We start from the raw sequence: 20,306 nt of genomic DNA on the forward strand, positions 1-20,306 counted from the left end.
ATCTTGCAGACGCTGCAAAGGTTGCGACGAACACTTTCCGAGCCCCGTTTCGGGGCGGGCTCGGGATACTCACCACGCCTCGATGTTGGCGCCCCTGCCGGCGAATACTTCGCAACCATTGGATTCAGGCAAAGAAATGTAACAGCCTGCCATTCGCAAGCCCGGCGATCGCGACTAGGCTCAGAAGCATGTGATGCCGGGCCCCTCTGACGGTTTGCGCCGCCATGTCGGAATCACTGTTGCCTTGCAACGTCGACAATCAAGGAGGGGCTCATGACGGCTCTGCAGCATTTCCTCTTCACGCCTTTTCTCGGCACCAGCGCCTGGTTGTGGCTGGTCTTCATCACCATCGTCATCGCCTTGCTGGTTCTCGACCTGGGTGTGCTGCACCGCCAGGACCGCGAGATCGAGATGCGCGAAAGCCTGTTGCTGTACTCGGGCTACTTCAGCGTCGGCGTGCTGTTCGGCCTGTGGGTCTGGCATGAGCTGGGCGCGCAGCCGGCGCTGGAGTTCTACACCGGTTTCCTGGTCGAGCAGTCGCTGTCGATGGACAACGTGTTCGTCATGGCGATGATCTTCAGTTTCTTCGCTATCCCTCGCCGCTACCAGCATCGCGTGCTGTTCTGGGGCATCCTCGGGGTGGTGGTGCTGCGGGCGATCATGATCGGCGTGGGCGCCGCGCTGGTGCAGCACTTCGCCTGGGTGCTGTACCTGTTCGGCGCCTTCCTGCTGTTCACCGGGGTGAAGATGGCCCTGTCAAAGGACGACGCCCACCCGGACCTGGCCAACAACCCGGTGCTGCGCTTCGTGCGCCGGCACATGCGCGTCACCGACCAGCTGCATGGCCGGCACTTCTTCGTCCAGCTCACGCCGCCCGGGGCGACGCGGGCGATCCGTTATGCCACGCCGCTGTTCCTCGCCCTGGTCTTGATCGAGCTGGCCGACCTGGTGTTCGCCGTCGACAGCGTGCCGGCGATCTTCGCCATCACCCAGGACCCGTTCATCGTCTACACCTCGAACATCTTCGCCATCCTTGGCCTGCGTTCGCTGTACTTCGCCCTGGCGGCGCTGATGCACCGCTTCGTCTACCTCAAGTACGCGCTGGCGCTGGTGCTGATCTTCATCGGCTGCAAGATCTTCTGGCACGGGCTGGTGGGCAAGGTGCCGGCCGGGATATCGCTGGGGGTGACGTTCGGATTGCTGCTGGGCGGAGTGCTGTTGTCACTGCTGCGCACCCGTGACCAGCCGCCACCCGCCGATACCGACGCCGTGCAGGACACGCCGCTGCCCACCACGGACATGCCGGCGACTCCACGCCCTGCCGGCGAAAACCCGGAAAAGAAAGACCCGCACCTGCGGGTCTGATCAGGGGGCGAGCCCCTCGACGATGATCACCTGCGCCAGCGCCACGCCCTGGCAATGGCGGCAGGCATCCTGGTACAGGTCCGACCGGTAGCGGGCCCCGCGGCACTGCAGAAGGTCGCCGGGAGGGGGTGATCCTGGCCAACCACGAAGAGCGACCTGAGCAAGGGCGCCGTGGCCCATTGAACGCGACGGCGCCCACAGGACCTGTGGGCGCCGCGATGGGGATTCAGCGCGGATTTACTTCTTCGACGGGACACGCGGCGTGAAACGCCCCTTCTTGGCCCGCTGCAGGTGCGCCGGTTGCAGTTGTTCCGACTCGTCCAGGGTCATGTTGGCAAAGCCCAGGCGCACGGCTGCCTGGCCACAGCGCACCTGGCTGTTGATCGGAAACGCATCGTTCAGGTCTTCGAAATAGGATTCGCTCATGCCCTGTCTCCCTCCAATGGCGACCGTGCCGGCAGGCAATACGCCTGCCTAGTGAAGCGGCGGTCCGTTGAAGTGAGACTAGCCGGTCATTTGCAGACCAGCCGGACAAAATTTCCTGGCCCGACCAGTGGCAACTGGCCTTACTTCAGACGCACCGCCGTGCCGGTGGCGAACACCACGACCATGCCGCCCTGTACCGACGGCATGCTGATCTCGAAGTCCACGCCTACCAGCGCATCGGCCTGCAACTGCCGTGCCCGCGCCATGAGTTCCTCGGTGGCCTGCTCGCGGGCCAGCTTCAGCGCGCCCTCCAGGGTTTGTGAGCGGCCGCCGAAGAAGTCGCGAAAGCGTGCGAAGAAATCGCGCACGAAGTTGATCCCCTGCACCGATTCGGCGCTGACCACGCCGAGGTACTCGGCAATCGGGCGGCCGTCGAGCTGGCTGGTGGTGCTGATGATCATGGGTGACGCTCCTGAAACAAGACAAAAGAGCACGATCCTAGCAAAAACATCACCGCCAAATTACACAAGCAAAACCTTGAATAATGATTTTCCGACTCCTAGACTCCCAGCGCAGGACCACGCAAGGAGCGTACATGACCGCAATCCCCGAACAGCCCCCGGCGCGCTGGAGCGAACTGCTCAGCGGCGGCAACGCGCTGCGCTCGATCGCCCTGGCCGGCGGCGTCGCCCTGCATGCCATCAATGTCTACATCGTCACCACCCTGCTGCCGACCGTGATCGAAGAGATCGGCGGGTTGGCCTTCTATGCCTGGAACACCACCTTGTTCGTGGTCGCCTCGATCATCGGTTCCACCCTCTCCACCCGCCTGCTGGCCCGCAGTGGGCCGCGAGTCGCCTACCTGCTGGCGCTGGTGGTGTTCACCATCGGCTCGCTGCTCTGCGCCCAGGCCGGGAGCATGCCGATGCTGCTGCTCGGACGCAGCGTGCAGGGCCTGGGTGGCGGCATCCTGTTCGCCCTGAGCTATGCGCTGATCCACCTGGTGTTCGACAGCCGCCTGTGGCCCCGCGCCATGGCCCTGGTCTCGGCGATGTGGGGCGTGGCCACGCTGTGCGGCCCGGCCGTGGGCGGGGTGTTTGCCGAAGGTGGACACTGGCGCTGGGCGTTCTGGTCGCTGCTGCCGGTGGCTGGCGCCCTGGCGCTGATCGTCTGCCTGCGCCTGCCGGCGCGCCAGGCCGTGGACGACCATGGCGCGCGCCCGGCCTACGGGCTGATCGCCTGCCTGGTGGCCTCGGTGCTGGCGATCTGTGCAGCCAGCCTGGCCGATACCTTGTGGATCAACCTGGCCGGCATCGTCGTGGGCCTGGCCCTCGCCGCGCTGATCGCCCGCCGCGATCCGCGGGCGCGCCATCACCTGTTGCCCACCGGGGCCTACAGCCTCAGGCAACCGATGGGCGCGCTGTTCGCCATGATGTGCCTGCTGGTGGCGGCCATCACCACTGAAATCTATGTACCTTACTTCCTGCAGCGCATCCATGGCTTCGGCCCTCTGGCCGCCGGCTACCTGACCGCCGTGATGGCCGCAGGCTGGACGGTTGGCGCCCTGGCCAGCGCCGGACGCGACCGCGATGGCGGCGCCTGGCAGATCCGCAGCGGGCCGCTGGTGGTGGCCGTGGCGCTGCTGGCCCTGGCCGTGCTGACCCCCGCCCCGACCTGGATCGCCAGCGCGCCGGGCCTGGCCCTGTTCGCCCTGGCCCTGGCCGGCGTCGGCTTGGGCATCGGCCTGGGCTGGCCGCACCTGCTCACCCGGGTGCTGCAGGCAGCGCGCCCCGGCGAGGAAAACCTCGCCTCGGCCTCGATCACCACCGTGCAACTCTACGCCACCGCCCTGGCCGCGGCCCTGGCCGGCCTGGTCGCCAACGGCGCCGGGCTGGTCGAGCCCGGCGGCGAGCAAGGCGCGCGCCAGGCGGCGCTATGGCTGTTCGCCGTGTTCGCCTGCGCGCCGCTGCTGGCGCTGCCGTTGGCGCTGCGACTCACCTCTGAAAACAAGGAGCGCCCATGAAGGAATCCAAGGAAGTCTACGAGCGGATCAGCGAGCAGTTCGAAGACTTCACCAGCCACGCCAGCCAGCGCGGGGTCGAGGTCGACACGTTTCGCTACATGGCCGGCGAAGTGACCGGCGAGGAAGTTCTCGACCTGGCCTGCGGCCATGGCTTCTTCAGCCGCCGCCTGAAGGACTGGGGCGCGGCGCGGGTACACGGCGTGGATATCTCGCCGAGCATGATCTACCAGGCGCGCCAGGCCAACGACGGCATCGCCTACGAAGTGCGCGACGTGGCGCAGATGGGCCGCATTGGCCAGTTCGACAAGGTCACCGCCGCCTGGCTGTTCAACTACGCCGGCAGCGTCGAGGAATTGCGGCGCATGTTCGAGAGTGTCGCCCTTAACCTCAAGCCGAACGGACAGCTGATCGCCTACACGGCGAACCCCGCCTTCGACCTGGCCCGGGGCAATTTCACCGAGTACGGCATTCGTGTGCTGGAAGAACAGCCGGTGGAAGGCGGCCTGCGCTGCCGGGGCCAGTTCATGAGTACACCGCCTGCGGACTTCACCTATTACCGCTGGCAAAAGTCGGTCTACGAACAGGCCGCCCACGATGTCGGCCTGCGCAACGTGCGCTGGATTGCCCCACTGATCAGCGGGATCCGCAAGAAAGCGCATCCGCCTGGGTATTGGGACCTGTTCGAGCAGAACAGCCTGCAGGTCGGGCTGATCTGCAGTCGCTAGGTTGCGCGTTTCCCAGATCACCTGTCGCAGCGGGAACAAAGTTGTAAGCATCACCAGCGTGGGAGCGGGCTTGCCCCGCGATCACCGGCAAAGCCGGTGCCACACATCGCATCGCGGGGCAAGCCCGCTCCCACGCTATTGCAGTTAAATCAATAAGGCCCCAAGGATCTGTGATGTGAACACGATCGCCGGGGCTGCTTTGCAGCCCTTTCGCGGCACAAGGCCGCTCTACAGGGAAAGCACAGGGCGCTAGACCTGGACCAGCCACTCATCCACCAGCCCCTGGCGCGCCAGGGCCTCGCACCAGGCCGGCTCGGCCTCCACCTGGACTTCGTTGCAGTCGAGTTCATGCAGCGCCTGTAGTACCTGCAAGCCACCCAGATCCTCCAGCACCTGGCAACGCGCCCGGGCATAACGACCGTCCCGCCTCGCCTGCGCCCCATGCAACACCAGCGTCGCCGCACGCCCATCGAGCACCTTGGCCGAAGCCGGGCAGTCCAGCCCCTGGTCGAGCAGCACCCGCAAGGGCACCACCGGCTCGGCCCTTTGCCCGGCAACCTGCGCCACCAGCGAGGTGTCGCAGGCCTTCACCCAGTCACAAGTGGTCAGCAACGCCGAAGCCCTGCCCCGCCAGTGCGCCAGGGGCGTCTGCTCGTCGCAATGGCTGAGCATCGTGCCTTCGCCCAGCGCACCGATCTCCAGCGCCGCCGGACGCAACACCCGCACCCAAGGGCGCTGGCGCTCGATGCGCGAGAAGAACCCGCGATTGAGCGCCCGTGCCCGTGGGCAAGGCAATGCCTCGACCGCGATGCCCGCACCACGCAGGCGATCCGCGCCGATGCTCTGCGAGACATCGCCGCTGGCCGTGACTACCCGACTCACCCCCGCCGCCACCAGGGCATCGGCGCACGGCGGCGTGCGCCCATGGTGACCACAGGGTTCCAGGGTCACATAGGCGGTCGCACCCCGCGCCGCCGTGCCCGCCTCGCGCAGGGCGTGCACTTCGGCATGGGCCTGGCCGGCGCGCTGATGCCAGCCGCGCCCCACCACCTGCCCGGCGTTGACGATCACGCAGCCGACCCGCGGGTTGGGCATGGTGCTGTACAGGCCCTGGCTGGCGAGCGCCAGGGCCATGTCCAGGTAGTGGCGATCAATTGCACTCACGTGCGAACCAGCGCCAGCAGGTAGCGAGCCTCGCCATGCTGGCGCTCGATCACCTCCAGCCCCTGCCAGGTGAAGCCATGGCCCTCGAGGGTCTGGCGGATGCCGTCGTCGGTGAAGAAGTAGCCCTGGCGCTGGTTGTCCATCTCGCGCCAGCCCGGCTGCGGATGGGCCGCGTCGACCCCGAACACGTTCAGCCCCACCAGCGCGCCGGGGCGCAGCAGGCGGCGCACATGGCCCAGGTACGCAGCCCACTCATCCGGGTGCTGGTGGTGGAAGCAGCCATTGTCCAGGGCCGCGTCGAACACCGTGCCCGGCGCCGGCTGCCAGTCCTGCATGGCCTTGTTCACCAGGTCCAGGCGATCGCCCCAGCGCTTGCGCAGCAACGGCCAGCTGGAGTTCTCGACGATATCCAGCCCGGTGACCCGGTGCCCGGCGAGGATGAAGGTGGAGGCGTCACGGCCACGGCCCACGCCGATGTCCAGTACATGCTGGTCGGCACGCGGGTCGAGCCGTTCAAGGAAGGCCTGGGCCGCCTGGATCATGCCGATATCCCACGACCACTCGTCCTCGCCATGGCTGTAGCGGTGCACGAACGAAGTGTCGAGGGCCTTGCGGTAATCGCCCTGGGCCATGAAGTCGCTTGCTTGCTTGCTCATCGTGCTGCTCCTTCAGGACGCCAGGCGGGCGTCGATACCGTAGATGCGCCCGTCATAGGAGCTGGCCAGGAAGGCGTCGCTGACGGCGTCGTGGGTCAGGCAGGAAATACCGCTGGCGGTCGGCCGCTGCATAGGCAGCCAGCGCCGCGAGGCCAGGTCGAACAGCGCCACGGTACCGTTGTAGGCCGCGGTGGCGATCACCCGGCCATCGCCGGAGGCGGCGATGCACTTGATCGAGTGCTGGTGCGGCGAGTCGAACACCTCGTCGCCGGTCTCCAGCCACAGGCGCAACTTGAGGTCGCGACCGATGCTGGCGAAGCCGCCAGTGATCGGGCAGCAGCCATTGGAAATACGCGTGTGCGCCCCTTCGATATGCCGCACGCTGCTGAAATCCTCGATGCTGTGCAGCGCGGCATCGGCCGAGGCGCAGACGCTGAACAGGTGGCGCTCGTCGGCGGCCACGCCCTTGATCGCGTTGTCGTGCATGGGGATCGACGCCACCAGGCGCAGTCCGCCCTGGCCGTCATGGCCGAACACCAGGCCTTCGCCGGTGTAGGTGCCGATCAGCGCCAGGTCCTCGCCGTTCCTGACGAAAGTGGCGCCGCAGTTGAGCGGCGAACGGTGCTGGTACAGCATGCGCCCGGACAGGCCGTCGAACACCTGGCCCATCTGGCCGCCGGTCAGCAGCAGCGGGCCGAACGGCAGGAGGAAGTTGCACAGGCTGCCGACACTGGTCACCGGCTGGTCGTCACGGTGCAGGATGCCGGCGTCGCCGATGCTGTACTGGCGCTCGTCGCTGCGCACCACGGCGTTGATGCTCACCGCCGGCTCGATGCCCGACACCTGCCACTGGTCCTGCTCGTAGTTCCAGGTGGCGTAGCGCGAGCCGAAGGTGGCGAACACCAGCTGTTCGTCACCGACGAAGGCGCAGCTGCGCGGCCAGACGATGCTCGGCAGCGCGGTGCTGCGGCGCTTGACCAGGTTACGCCCGGCGTCGAAGGTCCAGAGGATCGCCGAGCGGTCGTAGCTCAGGCTCACCAGCAGGCGCTTGTCGTCGTTCCAGACGATGCGCTTGATCCCGGCGGCGTGGGCCGGCACGGTCTGCACCTGGCCCTGGGCGATGATCGAGATACGCCCCTCGTCGTCCCCGGCGAACACCACGCCTTCGCGGGTGATGGCAATGGTGTCGGTTTCCACGCCGCCGATGTCCACCTCGTCGCATTGCTGACCGGTGCGGGTGTCCCACTGGCGCACGGTACCGTCGTCGCTGCTGGAGATCAGGCGCTGGCCGTCCGGCGACCAGACCACCGAGATGACGTCGGCCTGGTGGCCATGGAACGCCTGCAGCTGCACGCCGTCGAGGTCGAAGATGCGCAGCACGTGGTCACGCGAGCAGGTGGCCACGCGCTGGCTGTCGGGCGAGAACACCGCCATCTCGACGTCGTCGTTGTGCCCCTGCAGCACGGCTTTCAGGCGCATGCTCGGCACTTCCCAGATGCGCGCGGTGTAGTCGCTGCTGGCGCTGACCAGGTGCTTGCCGTCACTGCTGAACGCGCACTGGTTGGCCAGGTGGTCGTGGTGCACGCGGTGGATCGGCTCGCCGGTGGCGGCGTTCCACAAGATTACCTGGTTGTCGTAGCCGGCGGTGGCGACGAAGCGCGCGGCATGGGCGGCGATACCGCTGATAGGGCCAATGTGTTTCATCGAAAGATCCTTTTTCGCTGGAGTCAGAGCTTGATCGAATGGCTGGACTTGACCGCCTTCGCCTGCAGGTAGTTGCGGTTGTGATTGGTCAGGAACACCCCGGTGGGCACCTGCTCGATCACATCGATGCCACCGGCGCGCAACTGGGCGACCTTCTCCGGGTTGTTGGTCAGCAACCGGCACTGGTCAACGCCCAGGGCGCGGAGGATCTGCACGGCCGGGTCGAACGAGCGCGAGTCGGCCAGGTGGTTCAGACGCAGGTTGGCCTCGTAGGTATCCAGGCCCTTGTCCTGCAGCAGGTAGGCCTCGAACTTGGAGTACAGGCCAATGCCGCGCCCTTCCTGGCGCAGGTAGATCAGGTAGCCGCCCACCTCCTTGAGGGTGCGCAGCGCCTCCTGCAGCTGCGGGCCGCAATCGCAGCGCTGCGAGCCGAACACATCGCCGGTGATGCATTCGGAGTGCACCCGCACCAGCGGCACGTCACACTGCTCGCGGCCGATGCCGACGGCGAAGTGCTCCTGGTCACGCTCGAAGCCGTGGAAGCCGAAGAAATGGGCGTCGACGTCGCCGCCGAGGATGGAAATCGGCACGATGGTGTGAAGCGAAACATCCTTGTTCATGGAATCAGACCTCTTGCACGGAAGACGGAACAGCTCAGTTGTGGTTTTCAACCAGGCGAAAACCCATGACGTAGATCGGTCGCGGGTAACGCCCGTGGCGGCGCGCGGTGCGCGCCAGGTCGCGGAAACGGGTGAAGCTGCCACCGCGGGCCACGCGGTGGGTGCCGACATCGAGCACCAGGTCGTCCTCGATCTGCGGTCCGCCGGGGTATGGCCGGTAGTCCTCGGCCACGTACTCCTCGACATTGCCGGCCATGTCCAACACGCCGAAGGGCGAGGCGGCGTCGATGAACACGCCGACCGGCGTGCTGTCCAGGTAGCCCAGCTCGGCGGTGTTGGCCTGCTCGACCTGGTAGGCGTCGCCCCAGGGGAACTGGCGGCCTTCAGGGCCGGCGGCGGCGTACTCCCATTGCGCCTCGCTGGGCAGGGCGAAACGCCGGCCGGTGCGTTCGCTGAGCCACCGGGCGTAGGCGTCGGCGTCACTGGCCGAGACGCTGTACACCGGATGGTTGGCGTGATGCCGCGGGTAGCGGCCGAACGCCCAGCCGTCAGGGATGCCGGCATGCCCGCTGTCGAGCAGGAACTGGCGGTACTCCTGGTGCGTCACCGGAAAGCGGGCGATACGAAATGCCGCCAGCTCCACGGCGTGGCGCGGGGTCTCCTTGTCGATCCAGCTGCGGTCCAGGCCGAGCCCGTCGAACTGGTCCATCACCTGCTCGACCGCGCGCGGATCGAGGCCGATGTGCACCCGCGCGGCGGGAATGTCGATCATCTGCGGGGCGAAGGTGTCGATGCGCGGGTCGCCACGCAATGCCAGCACCTCGCCGGCGGCAATGCGCCGGGCCAACGGCTGGCGCGGCTGCTCGAGCAGCGTCAGCAGGCCGTCCAGCGGCGCCTGGAGCAGATCGTCGAGCGCCGTGGCGACCTGCGTCTGCAATGGGTGCTCCTGGTAATGCTGCGGGTAACCCATCAATGCCCGGTCGCTGACATCCTTGGGCAACGGGCTGGGCAGCCGTGGCCAATGCCACTGTTTGTAGCTGTTCATGCAAATACCTGCCTGGGCACAGGCCTGCCCGATGGCAGGCCTGTGACGACGTGGGATCAGAGGCGGTCGAGGAGCAACCGTGGGTTGCTTTCGATCATCTCCACTTCAGCGCTGTAGACTTCGATCACCAGGCCATCCGGGTCCTCGAAGTAGACGGCGCTGCGCACGTTGTCCGGCCCATGGTGGTAGCCCGGCGCCGGGCCGTTGCCCTTGACCAGCTTGATGGTGCCGGCGGCGCTGACCTGCTCGGCGATCCGCCGAACGTCCTCGGGCAGCGCCCGCACACCGATGTGGTAGCCGGCCGGGTAACTGAACGACTCGCTCTGCTCGATGAAGAAGTCGAAGCCGTTGAGCTCCATCACGGCCTTGCGCGGGCCGAGGTTGTAGCAGTAGTTGGCGCCGAGGATGTCGCTGTAGAACGCCTTGGAGGCTTCCAGGTCGCGGGTGAGGATATTGACGTGGTTCATCTCGGGGCGCTGCGCGGCCCGCGCCGCTTCGTCCAGCCCCAGGCCGTCGAGCGAGCGCCACAGCTTGGTCGCGGCTGCGAACTTGGCGAAGCCCGCCAGCCAGTCCTTGATCGCCAGCTCCGGCGCCTGCCCGGCACCGATATCCAGCGAGTAGGGATAGAGGAAGCCCTGGCTCGCCTGCTGCCACTGGGCGATCACGCCGCTGGCAGGCGGCAACTGCGCCAGTGCGCCCTGCACGCGGACCAGCACCAGCGCGGTGTTGCGGCACAGTCCGCTGGCCTCGTTGAGCAGCGTGTTCAACGCCGCCGGCGGCGTGGCGCTGTCGAGCAGCAGGCAGACCGCGTCCACCGGTCCCTGGCCGGCCGGCTTCTGGCTGACCTGCAGGCTGAAACCCGCCGCCGCAGCAGCGCTGCCCAGGCTGTCCAGGGCCTGGGCCGCCGCGTCGCCGAGCGGCGCGGCATGCAATGCCAACAAGCGCAGCATCAGACAGCCCTCCGTCCGATCAGCAGGGTGTAGCGGCCGATCGGCTCCTGCTCCACGGTGAGCCCCGCCTTCGCCATGCTGTCGATCAGGTAGCGGGTCGAGTGCAGCTCGCCGTTGACCGTGTTGAGCATCATGTGCAGGGAGAAGTCGGCCGACAGCGCCGGATGGATCTCGTCATCCTCCAGGGCCATGCTCAGCACCAGCAGCGCGCCGTCACCCTCGACCATGCCGGCGGCGCCGGCGATCAGGGTGCGCACCTGCTCGCGGGTGAAATAGTGCAGGCAGTCGTTGAGCATCACCACGTCTGCCCGCTCGCCCTGGTACTGCGCCAGGTCCAGCAGGTTGCGGGCATGGAAGCCCAGGCGGTCGTCGAGACGGTACTTGGCGAAGGTGGCCGCAGCCGCCTCGCGGGTCGGCTCCAGGTCCCAGACCTCACCCTTGACCTGCGGATTTCGGCTGGCGATCTCGGCCAGGTAGGTACCGTGGCCACCGGCCAGGTCGATCACCCGCCGGGCCTTGTCGAACAGCGGCAGGTCACGCAGCACGTCGACCATGGGCTGGCTGAAGCGGACCATGGCATCGTTGAAGGCATCGCGAGCCGCCAGGTCGTGCTTGAAACGGTTTTCCTGCTGGAAATCCAGCGAGGTGCGGCTGCGCAGCACTTCGTCCAGGCGCGGCCAGTTATGCCACTGCAGACGCTGATGATCGATGATCGGGCCGATGAACTCGGCGCTGTCGCTGACCAGGAAACGCTGGCTCAGCGGCAGGTTCTCGAAACCTTGGGCAGTGCGTTTCAGCAGGCCCATGGCTACCAGCGCGTTGAGGAAGATGCGGCCCTTGTTCGGCACCCAACCCAGCGCATCGCTCAGGGCCTGGGCGCTGACCGGCTGGCGGGTGTGGTCGAACACACGCTGGGCCAGCGCCGAATGCAGGATGGCGGACTGGCGGTACTGGTCGGAGAGCTTCACCAGGTCGACCACGCCTTGCAGACTGTTCAGTTCGTCGGCGTGTTCGTAGATGGTCACGGGTTTCTGGGCATTCATGCACTCACATCCCTGTCGAGTTATTGTGGGTGAGCCCATGCCCGGCATCTACCAGCAAGGTGTCGATTGACTTGCACGCACCCCTCCCTGGGACCGGCAAGCACAGGCTCCGCAATTGAGCCTAGACGCAGACCCAATAAATACAACTAATACCTTTTATATTTTTATCGCATATAAATTTTCTTATCGATAATCGTTCATCTTGCACAATTCACCGCGAATCCGGGCTATCCTTCGCCCACTTGCCTGCGCAAAGGATGGCCCAGGAGAGTGCCCGATCCGTTCATTCACGCCCGGTTTCCAGCGCTCCATGACCTCGACCACCGTTGATACCAACTGCACCGCCGACCGCATCCTGTTCCTGCTCAAGACCCGCGGGCCGCTCAAGACCGCCGACCTGGCCCAGCTGCTCGCCATCACCTTCGAAGCCACCCGCCAGCAGGTGCAGAAACTGCAGGCGTCCGACCTGATCAGCGGTATCAGCGTGCCGGCCAAGGGCGCCGGGCGCCCTTCGCAAAAATGGGCGCTGACCGCCACGGCCCAGCGCCGCTTCCCCGATTCCCACAGCGTGCTGACCCTGCAACTGATCGAGAGCGTCGAGCAGGTGTTCGGCAGCGACGGGGTCGACCGCCTGATCAGCCGCATGGAAGACAGCAACAGCCGTGAGTACCAGCAGGCCTGCGCCGATGGCCAGAGCCTGGAAGACAAGGTGCGCATCCTCGTGCAGTTGCGCGAGCGCGCCGGCTACATGGCCGAGATGCAGGCCGACGGCAATGACTGGCTGATCGTCGAAAACCACTGCCCGATCTGCATCGCCGCCACCCGCTGCCAGGGGTTCTGCCGCAGTGAGCTGCAGGTGTTCCAGGCGGCGATCGGCGAGCAGGGGCTGGTGGAACGTTGCGAGCACCTGATCTCGGGGGATCGGCGCTGCGTCTATCGCATTTCGCCGAAATAATCCGCCGACCTACCAGCGTGGGAGCGAGCTAGCCCCGCGATCACCGGCCAAGCCGGTGCCATGCAGCGCCTCGCGGGGCAAGCCCGCTCCCACGCCCCCTCGCCAGGTCAACGTGACTCATCAGATCCGCCGCCTGCCCTTCAGCGCCGGAATGGTGGTCTGCGCAATCGCCACCTGTTCCTGCTCACGCCGGGTGTTGGCCGCCAGGCCCGCCAGGGTCGGCTGGCTGAACAACAGGCGCGCATCGGCATGCAACCCCGCCTGGCGCATGCGCGCCACCAGGCTGACCGCCAGCAGTGAGTGTCCGCCGAGCTCGAAGAAGTTGTCGTCACGGCCGACCTGCTCGATCTTCAGCACCTCCGTCCAGATCTGCGCCAGCGCATGCTCCAGCTCGTCGCGGGGCGCCTCATAGGCCCGGCTGATCACCGCCTCCGCGCCCGGCGCCGGCAAGGCGCGGCGATCGACCTTGCCGTTGGGGCTCAGCGGCAGCTCGGCCAGGAGCACATAGGCCGAAGGCACCATATAGGCCGGCAGGCGCGCCGACAGGTACGCACGCAGCGCTTCCAGCGTCGGCGCGGCATGGCCGTCGCGACAGCTGGCATAGGCCACCAACCGCTCCTCGCGCACCAGTACCACGGCCTGGCTTAAGGCCGGGTGGGCGGCCAGCAGCGCCTCGATTTCGCCCGGCTCGATACGCAGGCCGTTGAGCTTGACCTGGAAGTCATTGCGCCCGATGAACTCCAGCTCGCCATCGGCGCGATAACGCACCAGGTCGCCGGTACGGTACAGGCGGTCGCCGGCCACGAACGGGCTGGCGATGAAGCGCTCGGCCTGCAACGCCGGCAAGCCCAGATAGCCGCGGGCCACGCCGATGCCGCCGATATGCAGTTCGCCAGCACAACCCACGGGCACCGGACGGTCATGGGCGTCGAGCACGTACAGGCGGGTATTGCCGATCGCCCGCCCGATCGGCGGGGCGACGGCGGGCAACGGCTGGCGCGGCTCCAGGGTCCAGGCGGTGCTGTCCACGGTGGCCTCGGTGGGGCCATAGACATTGTGCAGGCGCACCTGGGGCAAGGCCTGGCGCACCTGTTGCGCCAGCGCCAGGGTCAGCTCGCCGCCGCCACAGAAGACATCGCGCAGGCTGCTGCAACGCTCGACGCCCGGGGTGTCGAGAAACGCCTGCAGTAGGGCCGGGACAAACTTGACGGTAGTCACCCGGCGCGTCTGGATCAGCTGCACCAGATAGGCCGGATCGCGGTGCCCGTCGGGGCGCGCCAGCACCAGGCGCAAGCCGGCGCACAGCGGCCAGAACAACTCCCACACCGAGCCGTCGAAGCTGAACGGCGCCCGTTGCAGCAGCGCGTCGTCGGCCTGTGGCGGGCACAGCTCGCTGCCCCAGCGCATCAGGTTGCACAACCCGCGATGCTCGACCATCACCCCTTTCGGCGTACCGGTGGAGCCCGAGGTGTACATGACATAGGCCAGGTGCCCGCCGCCCAGTTCCGGCAGTTCGGGCGCAGGGTCGCCATGCCCCTGCCAGTCACCGTGATCCAGGTCCACCAGCGGTGTCGACAGGCCCTCGAACAGGCCGCGGGTGGCTCCGTGCACCAGCAGTGCCAGGGGCGCGCTGTCGGCAAGCATGTAGTGCAGGCGTTCGTCGGGGTAGCCGGGGTCCAGCGGCACATAGGCGCCACCGGCCTTGAGCACGCCGAGCAAGCCAACAATCAGCGAGGCGCCGCGCTCCAGGCACACGGCGACCCGGCTGTCGGGCCGCACGCCCAGGCCGATCAGGTGATGGGCCAGCCGGTTGGCCAGGGCATCGAGCTCGCGGTAGGTGAGCTGTGTCTCTTCGCTCTGCAGCGCCACGGCATCCGGCGTGCGTCGCACCTGGGCGGCGAACAGCGCCGGCAGGTGCGGATAGGCGGGATCCAGCGCCACCTCGGTGGCATTGAGGGTCTCCAGCAGATAGACGCGCTCCGTCTCCGGCAAGGTCGACAGCGATTGGAGCGCCACTGGCGGCTCGCTGACCAGGGCATTGGCCAGCGCCTGCAGGGCGCAGCAAACATGCCCGAGCACCCGTTCGGCGCCCAGCTCGCGAGGCGCCCGCACACTCAGCCGCAGGCTGTCGCCCTGCTCGTCCACGGTCAGCACCAGGGCGTGGCTGTGCACCTCGCTGGCATCGAGCAACGTCACGCCAGGCAGCGCCACGCTGTCGTGCGCGGCGCCATGCCGATAATTGAGCAGGCTGTCGAACAACGCCACCCCGGCAGGCAAGCCGCTGCAGCGCTGGGCCAGCACCAACGGCGCATCCTCGTGCCCGAGCAGTGCCGCCAGCTGGCCGTGGATTCCGGCCAGCGCCTGGCCCACATCACGACCGGCCAGCGACACCCGCAGCGGCAGGCTGTTGATGAACATGCCCAGCGCCCGCTCGGCGCCCTCGCCCGCCATCACCCGACCCAGCAGCACGGTGCCAAATAGCACCTCGTCGCGACCGCCCAAGGCTCCCAGCACCTGGGCCCAGGCCAGGTGCATCAGGCTGCCCAGGCCGACGTCGTGCTGACGCACGCGCTGGCGCAAGGTCGTGGCCAAGCCCTCAGGAACGGTCAGGGCGCAGGTTTCGACGGTGGCCTGGCCCTCCTCGCCCATGCCGGCCAGCCTAGGGGGCGCTTCCACCCCGGCCAGGGCTTCGCGCAGGAAGGCTTCATGCCCCGCCTGCCTGGCCTCGTCGCGGCTCAGGGCGACGTAGTTGCGATACGGCACGGGCGCTGGCAGCGTGTGTCCCTCGCCCGCCATCAGCGTCGCCAGCTCGGCCAGCAGCACCTGCACCGAGACCGCGTCGTTGACCAGGTGGTGGAAGTGCAGCAGCCCCAGCCAGCGCTGCCGCGCGCTGTCCTCGACGCAGGCCAGGGCCATCATCGGCGCCTGGCGCAGGTCCAGCCGCAGGGCCTCTTCGCGCAGCCGCGTGGCCGCGTCGCCCGGACCGGGCGCAAGCACCCTCAGCGGCAACCAGGCCTGGCGCCACACCACTTGCTGCGGCTGCGCCAGGCCTTCCCAGGCCAGGCTGGTACGCAGGATGTCGTGACGCTCGATGACCCCGGCCAAGGCGCGGTTGAACGCCTCCAGCGCTGCCTGGCTGGCAAAGGCAAACAACGCCTGTTGCTGGTAGGGGTCACGGTCTTCGGTAAGGTGGTGATACAGCAGGCCTTCCTGCAGCGGTGCCAGCGGGTAGATCTCCTGCACATTGGCCGCGCCACCCGGAACCATGCCGACGATGCGGTCGATGCTGGCCTGATCGAGGCGGGTCAGGGTCAGCATCTCGGGGGTGATCCGCTGGCTACCCGGGGCCACGTGGTTGGCCGGTACCGACTGCGCGGGGGTACTGCCGAGCGATGCGGCCAGGCTCGCCAAGGTCGGCTGACCGAACAGGACCTGTGCATCTACTTGCAGCCCCGCCTGACGCATGCGCTCGATCAGGCGCACCGCCAGCAGCGAATGGCCGCCCAGCTCGAAGAAGTGATCGTGCCGCCCAACCTGCTCCACCTCCAGCAACTCGCCCCACAGCGCGGCCAGGCGCAACTCCAGTTCGCCCTGGGGCGGCTCATGGGCGCGCCGCACCGCGGCCTCGCTGCCCGGCGCGGGCAAGGCGCGACGGTCGAGCTTGCCATTGGCGGTCAACGGCCAGGCCGTCATCGCCACAAAGGCGCTCGGCAGCAACGCGGCCGGCAGGCGCCTGCGCAGGTGCTCGTGCAACTGCAATGGGGTCGATGCGTGTTCGCCGAGGTACCAGGCCACCAGCTGGCCGTCGCGCAGCAGTACCAGCGCCTCGCGCACGGCCGGGTGGCTGGCCAGCGCGCTCTCGATCTCGCCCAGCTCGACCCGCACGCCGCGGATCTTCACCTGGTCGTCGCCGCGCCCCAGGTACTCCAGGGTACCGTCGGGCAACCAGCGCACCAGGTCCCCTGTGCGGTACATCCGGGCGCCGTGCTGCGGGGTGAACGGGTCGTCGAGGAAGCGCTCGGCTGTCAGGTCGGGGCGATTCAGGTAGCCGCGGGCGACACCCGCACCGCCGATGTACAACTCACCGACGGCGCCTATCGGCAGTTGCCGGCCCTGGGCATCGAGCACATGCAGGCGGGTATTGGCCACCGGCGCGCCGATGTGCAGCACCTGCCCCGGGCGCACCTCGCCCGCGCTGGCCACCACCGTGGCCTCGGTCGGCCCGTAGTTGTTGATGATCCGCCAGCCTTGCTCCCGGGCCAGGCGACGCAGGCGATCACCGCCGACCAGCAAGGTGCGCAGGGTAGGATGCGCCTCGCCCTGGGCGAAGGCGTGCTCTGCCACCGGCGTGGGCAGGAAGCTGACCTGCAGCGGCTGGGCGCGCCACCAGCGCAGCAGCGCGTCGATGTCCTCGCCGCTCTCGCCCACCGGCGCCAGGTGCAGGGTGGCGCCGGCGCACAGGGTCGGCCAGATCTCCCAGGCCATGGCATCGAAGCCAAAGCCGGCCAGGCTGGAGGTGGCGCTGCCAGGCTGCAGGTCGAAGGCGGCGCAGTGCCAGTCGACCAGGTTGGCGAGCATGCGCTGCTCGATCATCACCCCCTTGGGCTGGCCGGTGGAGCCGGAGGTGTAGATCACATAGACCAGGCTTTCGCCCGATAGCCCAGGCACCTCGAGGTCATCAAGCACTGCCGTGGGCAATGGCAAGCGGTCCAGCTCGATCACCGGCACATCGATGGCCGGCAAGCGCTCGCGCAGGACGGACTGGGTCAGCACCACCTTTGGTGCGCAATCGTCGAGCAGGTAGCGCAGACGCTCGCCCGGGTGCGCCGGATCGATCGGCACATAGGCCGCGCCAGCCTTGAGCACCGCCAACAGGCCAACCAGAGTGTCCAGGCCTCGGCGGGCGACCACCGCCACCCGCTGCTCCGGCGCCACGCCCAAGGCCTGCAGTTGCGTGGCCAGCTGATTGGCGCGGTTGTTCAGCTCGGCATAACTCAGGTGGCGCCCCTCGTGCACGGCGGCCGTCGCCTCGGCGCGCAGCGCGGCCTGGGCCTCGATGCGCCGATGGATCAGGGCCGGGCCTTGGGCGGCGCTGGCCGTGGCATTCCACAGCCGCAGGCGCTGGTGCTCGTCGGGCAACAGCAGGTCGTAGTCGTCGATGGCCGCCTGCGGCCGCTCCAGCCCCTGGGCCAGCACATGCAGCAGGCGCGCAGTGAACACCTCGACCTCTTCGGGGGCCAGCCAGGCCTGGTTGTACACCAGGTGCAGCCAGGCCTTGCCATTGTGCGGGTTGCTGCGCAGGTAGATCGACAGCGGCGTCGGCTCGTGATCGTTGCATACCTTCACGCTGTGGGCGCCGAGGCTGCCAAAGCGCAGGTCGTGGCCCTCTTCCTCGTAGGACACGGTGATCTCGAACAATTGCCCCCGGGCCTCCCGGGACAGCCCCAGCGCCCGGTTAAGGTCGCTGAGCGGCAGGCGCTGGTGGCGCAGGTCACGCCGCAGGGCATCGCCGATACCGCGCACCAGCTCGGCGAAGCTCAAACTCCGGCCGAAGTCCATGCGCAAGGCATTGACCTGGACGAACATACCCAGTGTCGCCTTGGCCCGCGCATTACCGCGGTTGCGCACCGGCAGGCCAACCACCCAGTCGTCCCGTTGCCAGGCCCGGGCACAGCACACGTGCAAGGCCGCCAGCAGCACATGGGCGACCGATCCCTGCAGCTCGTCGGCCAGTTGCCGCATGCGCGCCAGCAGGTCGCCATCGAAACTGCGCTCCAGCGCATGGCTGGGCGTGGCACCTGGCGGCAGGCCCTGCTCCCTGGGGCGCAGCAGCGCATCGGGCAGTTGCGGGTAACGGCTTTGCCAATAGGCAAGATCGCGCTGCTGGCGGGCCGATCCCTGGTAGGCCAGGTCATCCTCGATGAACGTCCGGTAGGACGGGGCGGTGTCCGGCAGTGCCAGGCCCTGCTCGAGCAGACCGTAGTACTGGCCCAGCTGGTGGAGCAATTGCTCCAGGCCCCAGCCGTCGAGGATCAGGTGATGGGCCTGCAACATCAGCAGGCTGCGCCCGCCGCCCACATGCAGCAATGCCATGCGCAGCAACGGTCCGGTTTCAAGGGCGAAGGGCTGTTGCAGCAAGGTCTTGGCCAGACGCTGTGCAGCGGCGAACGGCTCAGCCTGCCCGCGCAGGTCGTGCTCGTCCAGCGGCACCTGCAAACCGACCACAAAGCGCTGGCGGGCCACGCCATCGTCCCCCGCCTCGCGCACCAGCACCGTGCGCAACCCGTCGTGAAGCGCGACCAGATGCGCCAGCGCGCGCCGCAGCAGGCCACTGTCCACGGTACCGTCGAATTCGAGATAGCCGCCGACATTGTAGAGCGGCGAGTCGCCGTGGCTGATCTGGTCCAGCCAGATGTCGCGCTGGGCGCAGGTCAGGGGGAAGCTATCGGCGACGGACATGGGCGGGTCTTCCTTGAAACGGGATCGTCCGCGGATTCAAGCACCCACCCCGCGCCCTGTATGGCCCCCCAAACCCGGACACTGGCCATTACCTTTTCGCTCCGCCTGAGCCTGCTGAATCTTTTGTAGGAAATTGACGATAGTCGGCAGCCGGTACCTGCCTACCCCTGTCAGCCGGCGGGGCAATCGCCGGCGATCTGGTCGGTTTCTGGCGCCAATTGTCCGACAATCCATCGATTCAAGCTGCATGAGCCCGGGGAAATACCGACTTTTCTTGTCGGATAATTTGGCATTTCCTGTCCCCGCTTTCCGCTACAGACGCAGGCTCGGAGCCTGCTATTCAATAGCGCCAAGCCCCAGCACAGAGAGGACTCGACCGCGAGACCCACCGCGTTACCGGATCAAGGAAGACAACGACATGAAGCTGATCGACAGCCTCGAACACCGCCACGACCCGCACCTGTACCTGCAGTTGGGCGCACTGGTTGCCAGCACCGGCGATGCCACCTTCGCCGAACAGATGTTCCAGCTGATCGACGACCAGGTACCGATCCATCGACTCGACCTCAGCGAATGGACCCTCGACAGCGACCAGGCCAGCATCCGCCAGGTCAAGGTGCTGGGCAGCGCCGGCCTGCCCGAGGCGACGCCCGCGCAGGCGCAGCTGCGCCATCCCCTGCTGCAAAGCATCATGCGCATGGAGGACCCCTTGCTGATCCAGATAAACGCCCCCGTGCACCAGTGCAACCTGGTGTCGCGCAGCGGCGACCGGCGCTGGGTCATCTGCTGTCATCGCCAGCGCAGCGAGCGGATGTTCTCCCTGGCCGAACTGTCGCTGCTCAAGCGCCTGTCCGACACCCTGTTGCCTCTGGTCGAGCACCATGCCCAGCTGTTCCTGCAGGCCGCCCAGCGCCGCCCGGGAAGCCTGCAGGCGGATGAGGCCGGCTCGCTGCGCCAGGTCTTCACCGAGCGCCTGGAGCAGGAGGCAATCCGCCTGTCCACCCGCGAACAGGAAGTGTGCATCGGCCTGCTCACCGGAGCCACCGTGCCACAGATGGCCCAGCGCCTGAATGTGAAGAACAGCTCGATCGAGACCTACCTGAAACGCGCCACCGCCAAACTCGGCGTCAGCGGACGCCATGGCCTGGCCCGCTGGATGGCCGGCACCTGA

General features: G+C 67.4%; 15 protein-coding genes and 1 pseudogene. 5 read left to right on the forward strand and 11 right to left on the reverse strand.

Annotation, left to right across the window (positions count from 1 at the left end):
• Nucleotides 1–273 precede the first annotated feature (273 nt).
• Nucleotides 274–1,365 (forward strand): TerC family protein, encoded by a 1,092-nt coding sequence (locus ACZ899_RS08520; RefSeq protein WP_234561453.1) that lies wholly within the window; start codon nucleotides 274–276, stop codon nucleotides 1,363–1,365.
• On the opposite strand, the pseudogene ACZ899_RS08525 reads toward ACZ899_RS08520, so the two are convergent.
• The 3 genes and pseudogenes from ACZ899_RS08525 to ACZ899_RS08535 all read right to left on the reverse strand — a co-directional run.
• A pseudogene (locus tag ACZ899_RS08525) lies at nucleotides 1,366–1,461 on the reverse strand (DUF1330 domain-containing protein); the annotation flags it as partial.
• Between the two features lie 141 nt (nucleotides 1,462–1,602).
• Entirely contained in the window at nucleotides 1,603–1,791 is a 189-nt protein-coding gene (locus ACZ899_RS08530) for a hypothetical protein (RefSeq protein WP_028691681.1), read from the reverse strand.
• Nucleotides 1,792–1,931: 140 nt separating this feature from the next.
• On the reverse strand, nucleotides 1,932–2,252 hold the full coding sequence (locus tag ACZ899_RS08535; RefSeq protein WP_050705861.1) for a heavy metal-binding domain-containing protein: 321 nt from the start codon (nucleotides 2,250–2,252) through the stop codon (nucleotides 1,932–1,934).
• Nucleotides 2,253–2,386: 134 nt separating this feature from the next.
• Here ACZ899_RS08535 and ACZ899_RS08540 point away from each other — a divergent pair, with 134 nt between their 5' ends.
• Together ACZ899_RS08540 and ACZ899_RS08545 are read left to right on the forward strand one after the other, a co-directional pair.
• A complete protein-coding gene (locus tag ACZ899_RS08540; protein ID WP_234561454.1) occupies nucleotides 2,387–3,814 on the forward strand; it encodes an MFS transporter in 1,428 nt (475 codons plus the stop codon).
• Nucleotides 3,811–4,539 (forward strand): class I SAM-dependent methyltransferase, encoded by a 729-nt coding sequence (locus ACZ899_RS08545; RefSeq protein ID WP_234561455.1) that lies wholly within the window; start codon nucleotides 3,811–3,813, stop codon nucleotides 4,537–4,539. Before ACZ899_RS08540 ends, ACZ899_RS08545 begins: the two co-directional genes overlap by 4 nt.
• Before the next feature lie 249 nt (nucleotides 4,540–4,788).
• Here the strand turns inward: ACZ899_RS08545 and ribD are convergent, their stop codons facing one another.
• From ribD to ACZ899_RS08580, 7 genes are read right to left on the reverse strand one after another with little or no spacing between them, the layout of a single operon-like run.
• Complete coding sequence (gene ribD, locus ACZ899_RS08550; protein WP_234561456.1) at nucleotides 4,789–5,703, reverse strand: bifunctional diaminohydroxyphosphoribosylaminopyrimidine deaminase/5-amino-6-(5-phosphoribosylamino)uracil reductase RibD; 915 nt, start codon at nucleotides 5,701–5,703, stop codon at nucleotides 4,789–4,791.
• Nucleotides 5,700–6,359, reverse strand: a complete 660-nt coding sequence (locus ACZ899_RS08555) for an SAM-dependent methyltransferase (RefSeq protein WP_203647086.1) — start codon at nucleotides 6,357–6,359, stop codon at nucleotides 5,700–5,702. Before ACZ899_RS08555 ends, ribD begins: the two co-directional genes overlap by 4 nt.
• 12 nt (nucleotides 6,360–6,371) lie before the next feature.
• A complete protein-coding gene (locus tag ACZ899_RS08560) occupies nucleotides 6,372–8,063 on the reverse strand; it encodes a WD40 repeat domain-containing protein (RefSeq protein ID WP_203647087.1) in 1,692 nt (563 codons plus the stop codon).
• A gap of 23 nt (nucleotides 8,064–8,086) precedes the next feature.
• Complete coding sequence (gene ribA, locus ACZ899_RS08565; RefSeq protein WP_028691687.1) at nucleotides 8,087–8,683, reverse strand: GTP cyclohydrolase II RibA; 597 nt, start codon at nucleotides 8,681–8,683, stop codon at nucleotides 8,087–8,089.
• Nucleotides 8,684–8,717: 34 nt separating this feature from the next.
• Nucleotides 8,718–9,728, reverse strand: coding sequence for a formylglycine-generating enzyme family protein (locus tag ACZ899_RS08570; RefSeq protein ID WP_203647092.1), 1,011 nt, complete (start codon nucleotides 9,726–9,728; stop codon nucleotides 8,718–8,720).
• 56 nt (nucleotides 9,729–9,784) lie between these two features.
• Entirely contained in the window at nucleotides 9,785–10,678 is an 894-nt protein-coding gene (locus ACZ899_RS08575; protein WP_234561457.1) for a VOC family protein, read from the reverse strand.
• Nucleotides 10,678–11,721 (reverse strand): methyltransferase, encoded by a 1,044-nt coding sequence (locus ACZ899_RS08580; protein ID WP_203647098.1) that lies wholly within the window; start codon nucleotides 11,719–11,721, stop codon nucleotides 10,678–10,680. Before ACZ899_RS08580 ends, ACZ899_RS08575 begins: the two co-directional genes overlap by 1 nt.
• 310 nt (nucleotides 11,722–12,031) lie before the next feature.
• On the opposite strand from ACZ899_RS08580, the gene ACZ899_RS08585 reads away from it, so the two are divergent.
• Nucleotides 12,032–12,676, forward strand: a complete 645-nt coding sequence (locus tag ACZ899_RS08585) for a helix-turn-helix transcriptional regulator (RefSeq protein ID WP_203647100.1) — start codon at nucleotides 12,032–12,034, stop codon at nucleotides 12,674–12,676.
• 120 nt (nucleotides 12,677–12,796) lie between these two features.
• Here the strand turns inward: ACZ899_RS08585 and ACZ899_RS08590 are convergent, their stop codons facing one another.
• On the reverse strand, nucleotides 12,797–19,135 hold the full coding sequence (locus ACZ899_RS08590) for a non-ribosomal peptide synthetase (RefSeq protein WP_234561458.1): 6,339 nt from the start codon (nucleotides 19,133–19,135) through the stop codon (nucleotides 12,797–12,799).
• Between the two features lie 418 nt (nucleotides 19,136–19,553).
• Here ACZ899_RS08590 and ACZ899_RS08595 point away from each other — a divergent pair, with 418 nt between their 5' ends.
• The gene (locus tag ACZ899_RS08595) at nucleotides 19,554–20,306 is read left to right on the forward strand and encodes a helix-turn-helix transcriptional regulator (RefSeq protein WP_232856474.1); all 753 of its coding nucleotides are present in this window, start codon (nucleotides 19,554–19,556) and stop codon (nucleotides 20,304–20,306) included.

It is taken from the genome of Pseudomonas sp. TE31087 (assembly GCF_057284075.1).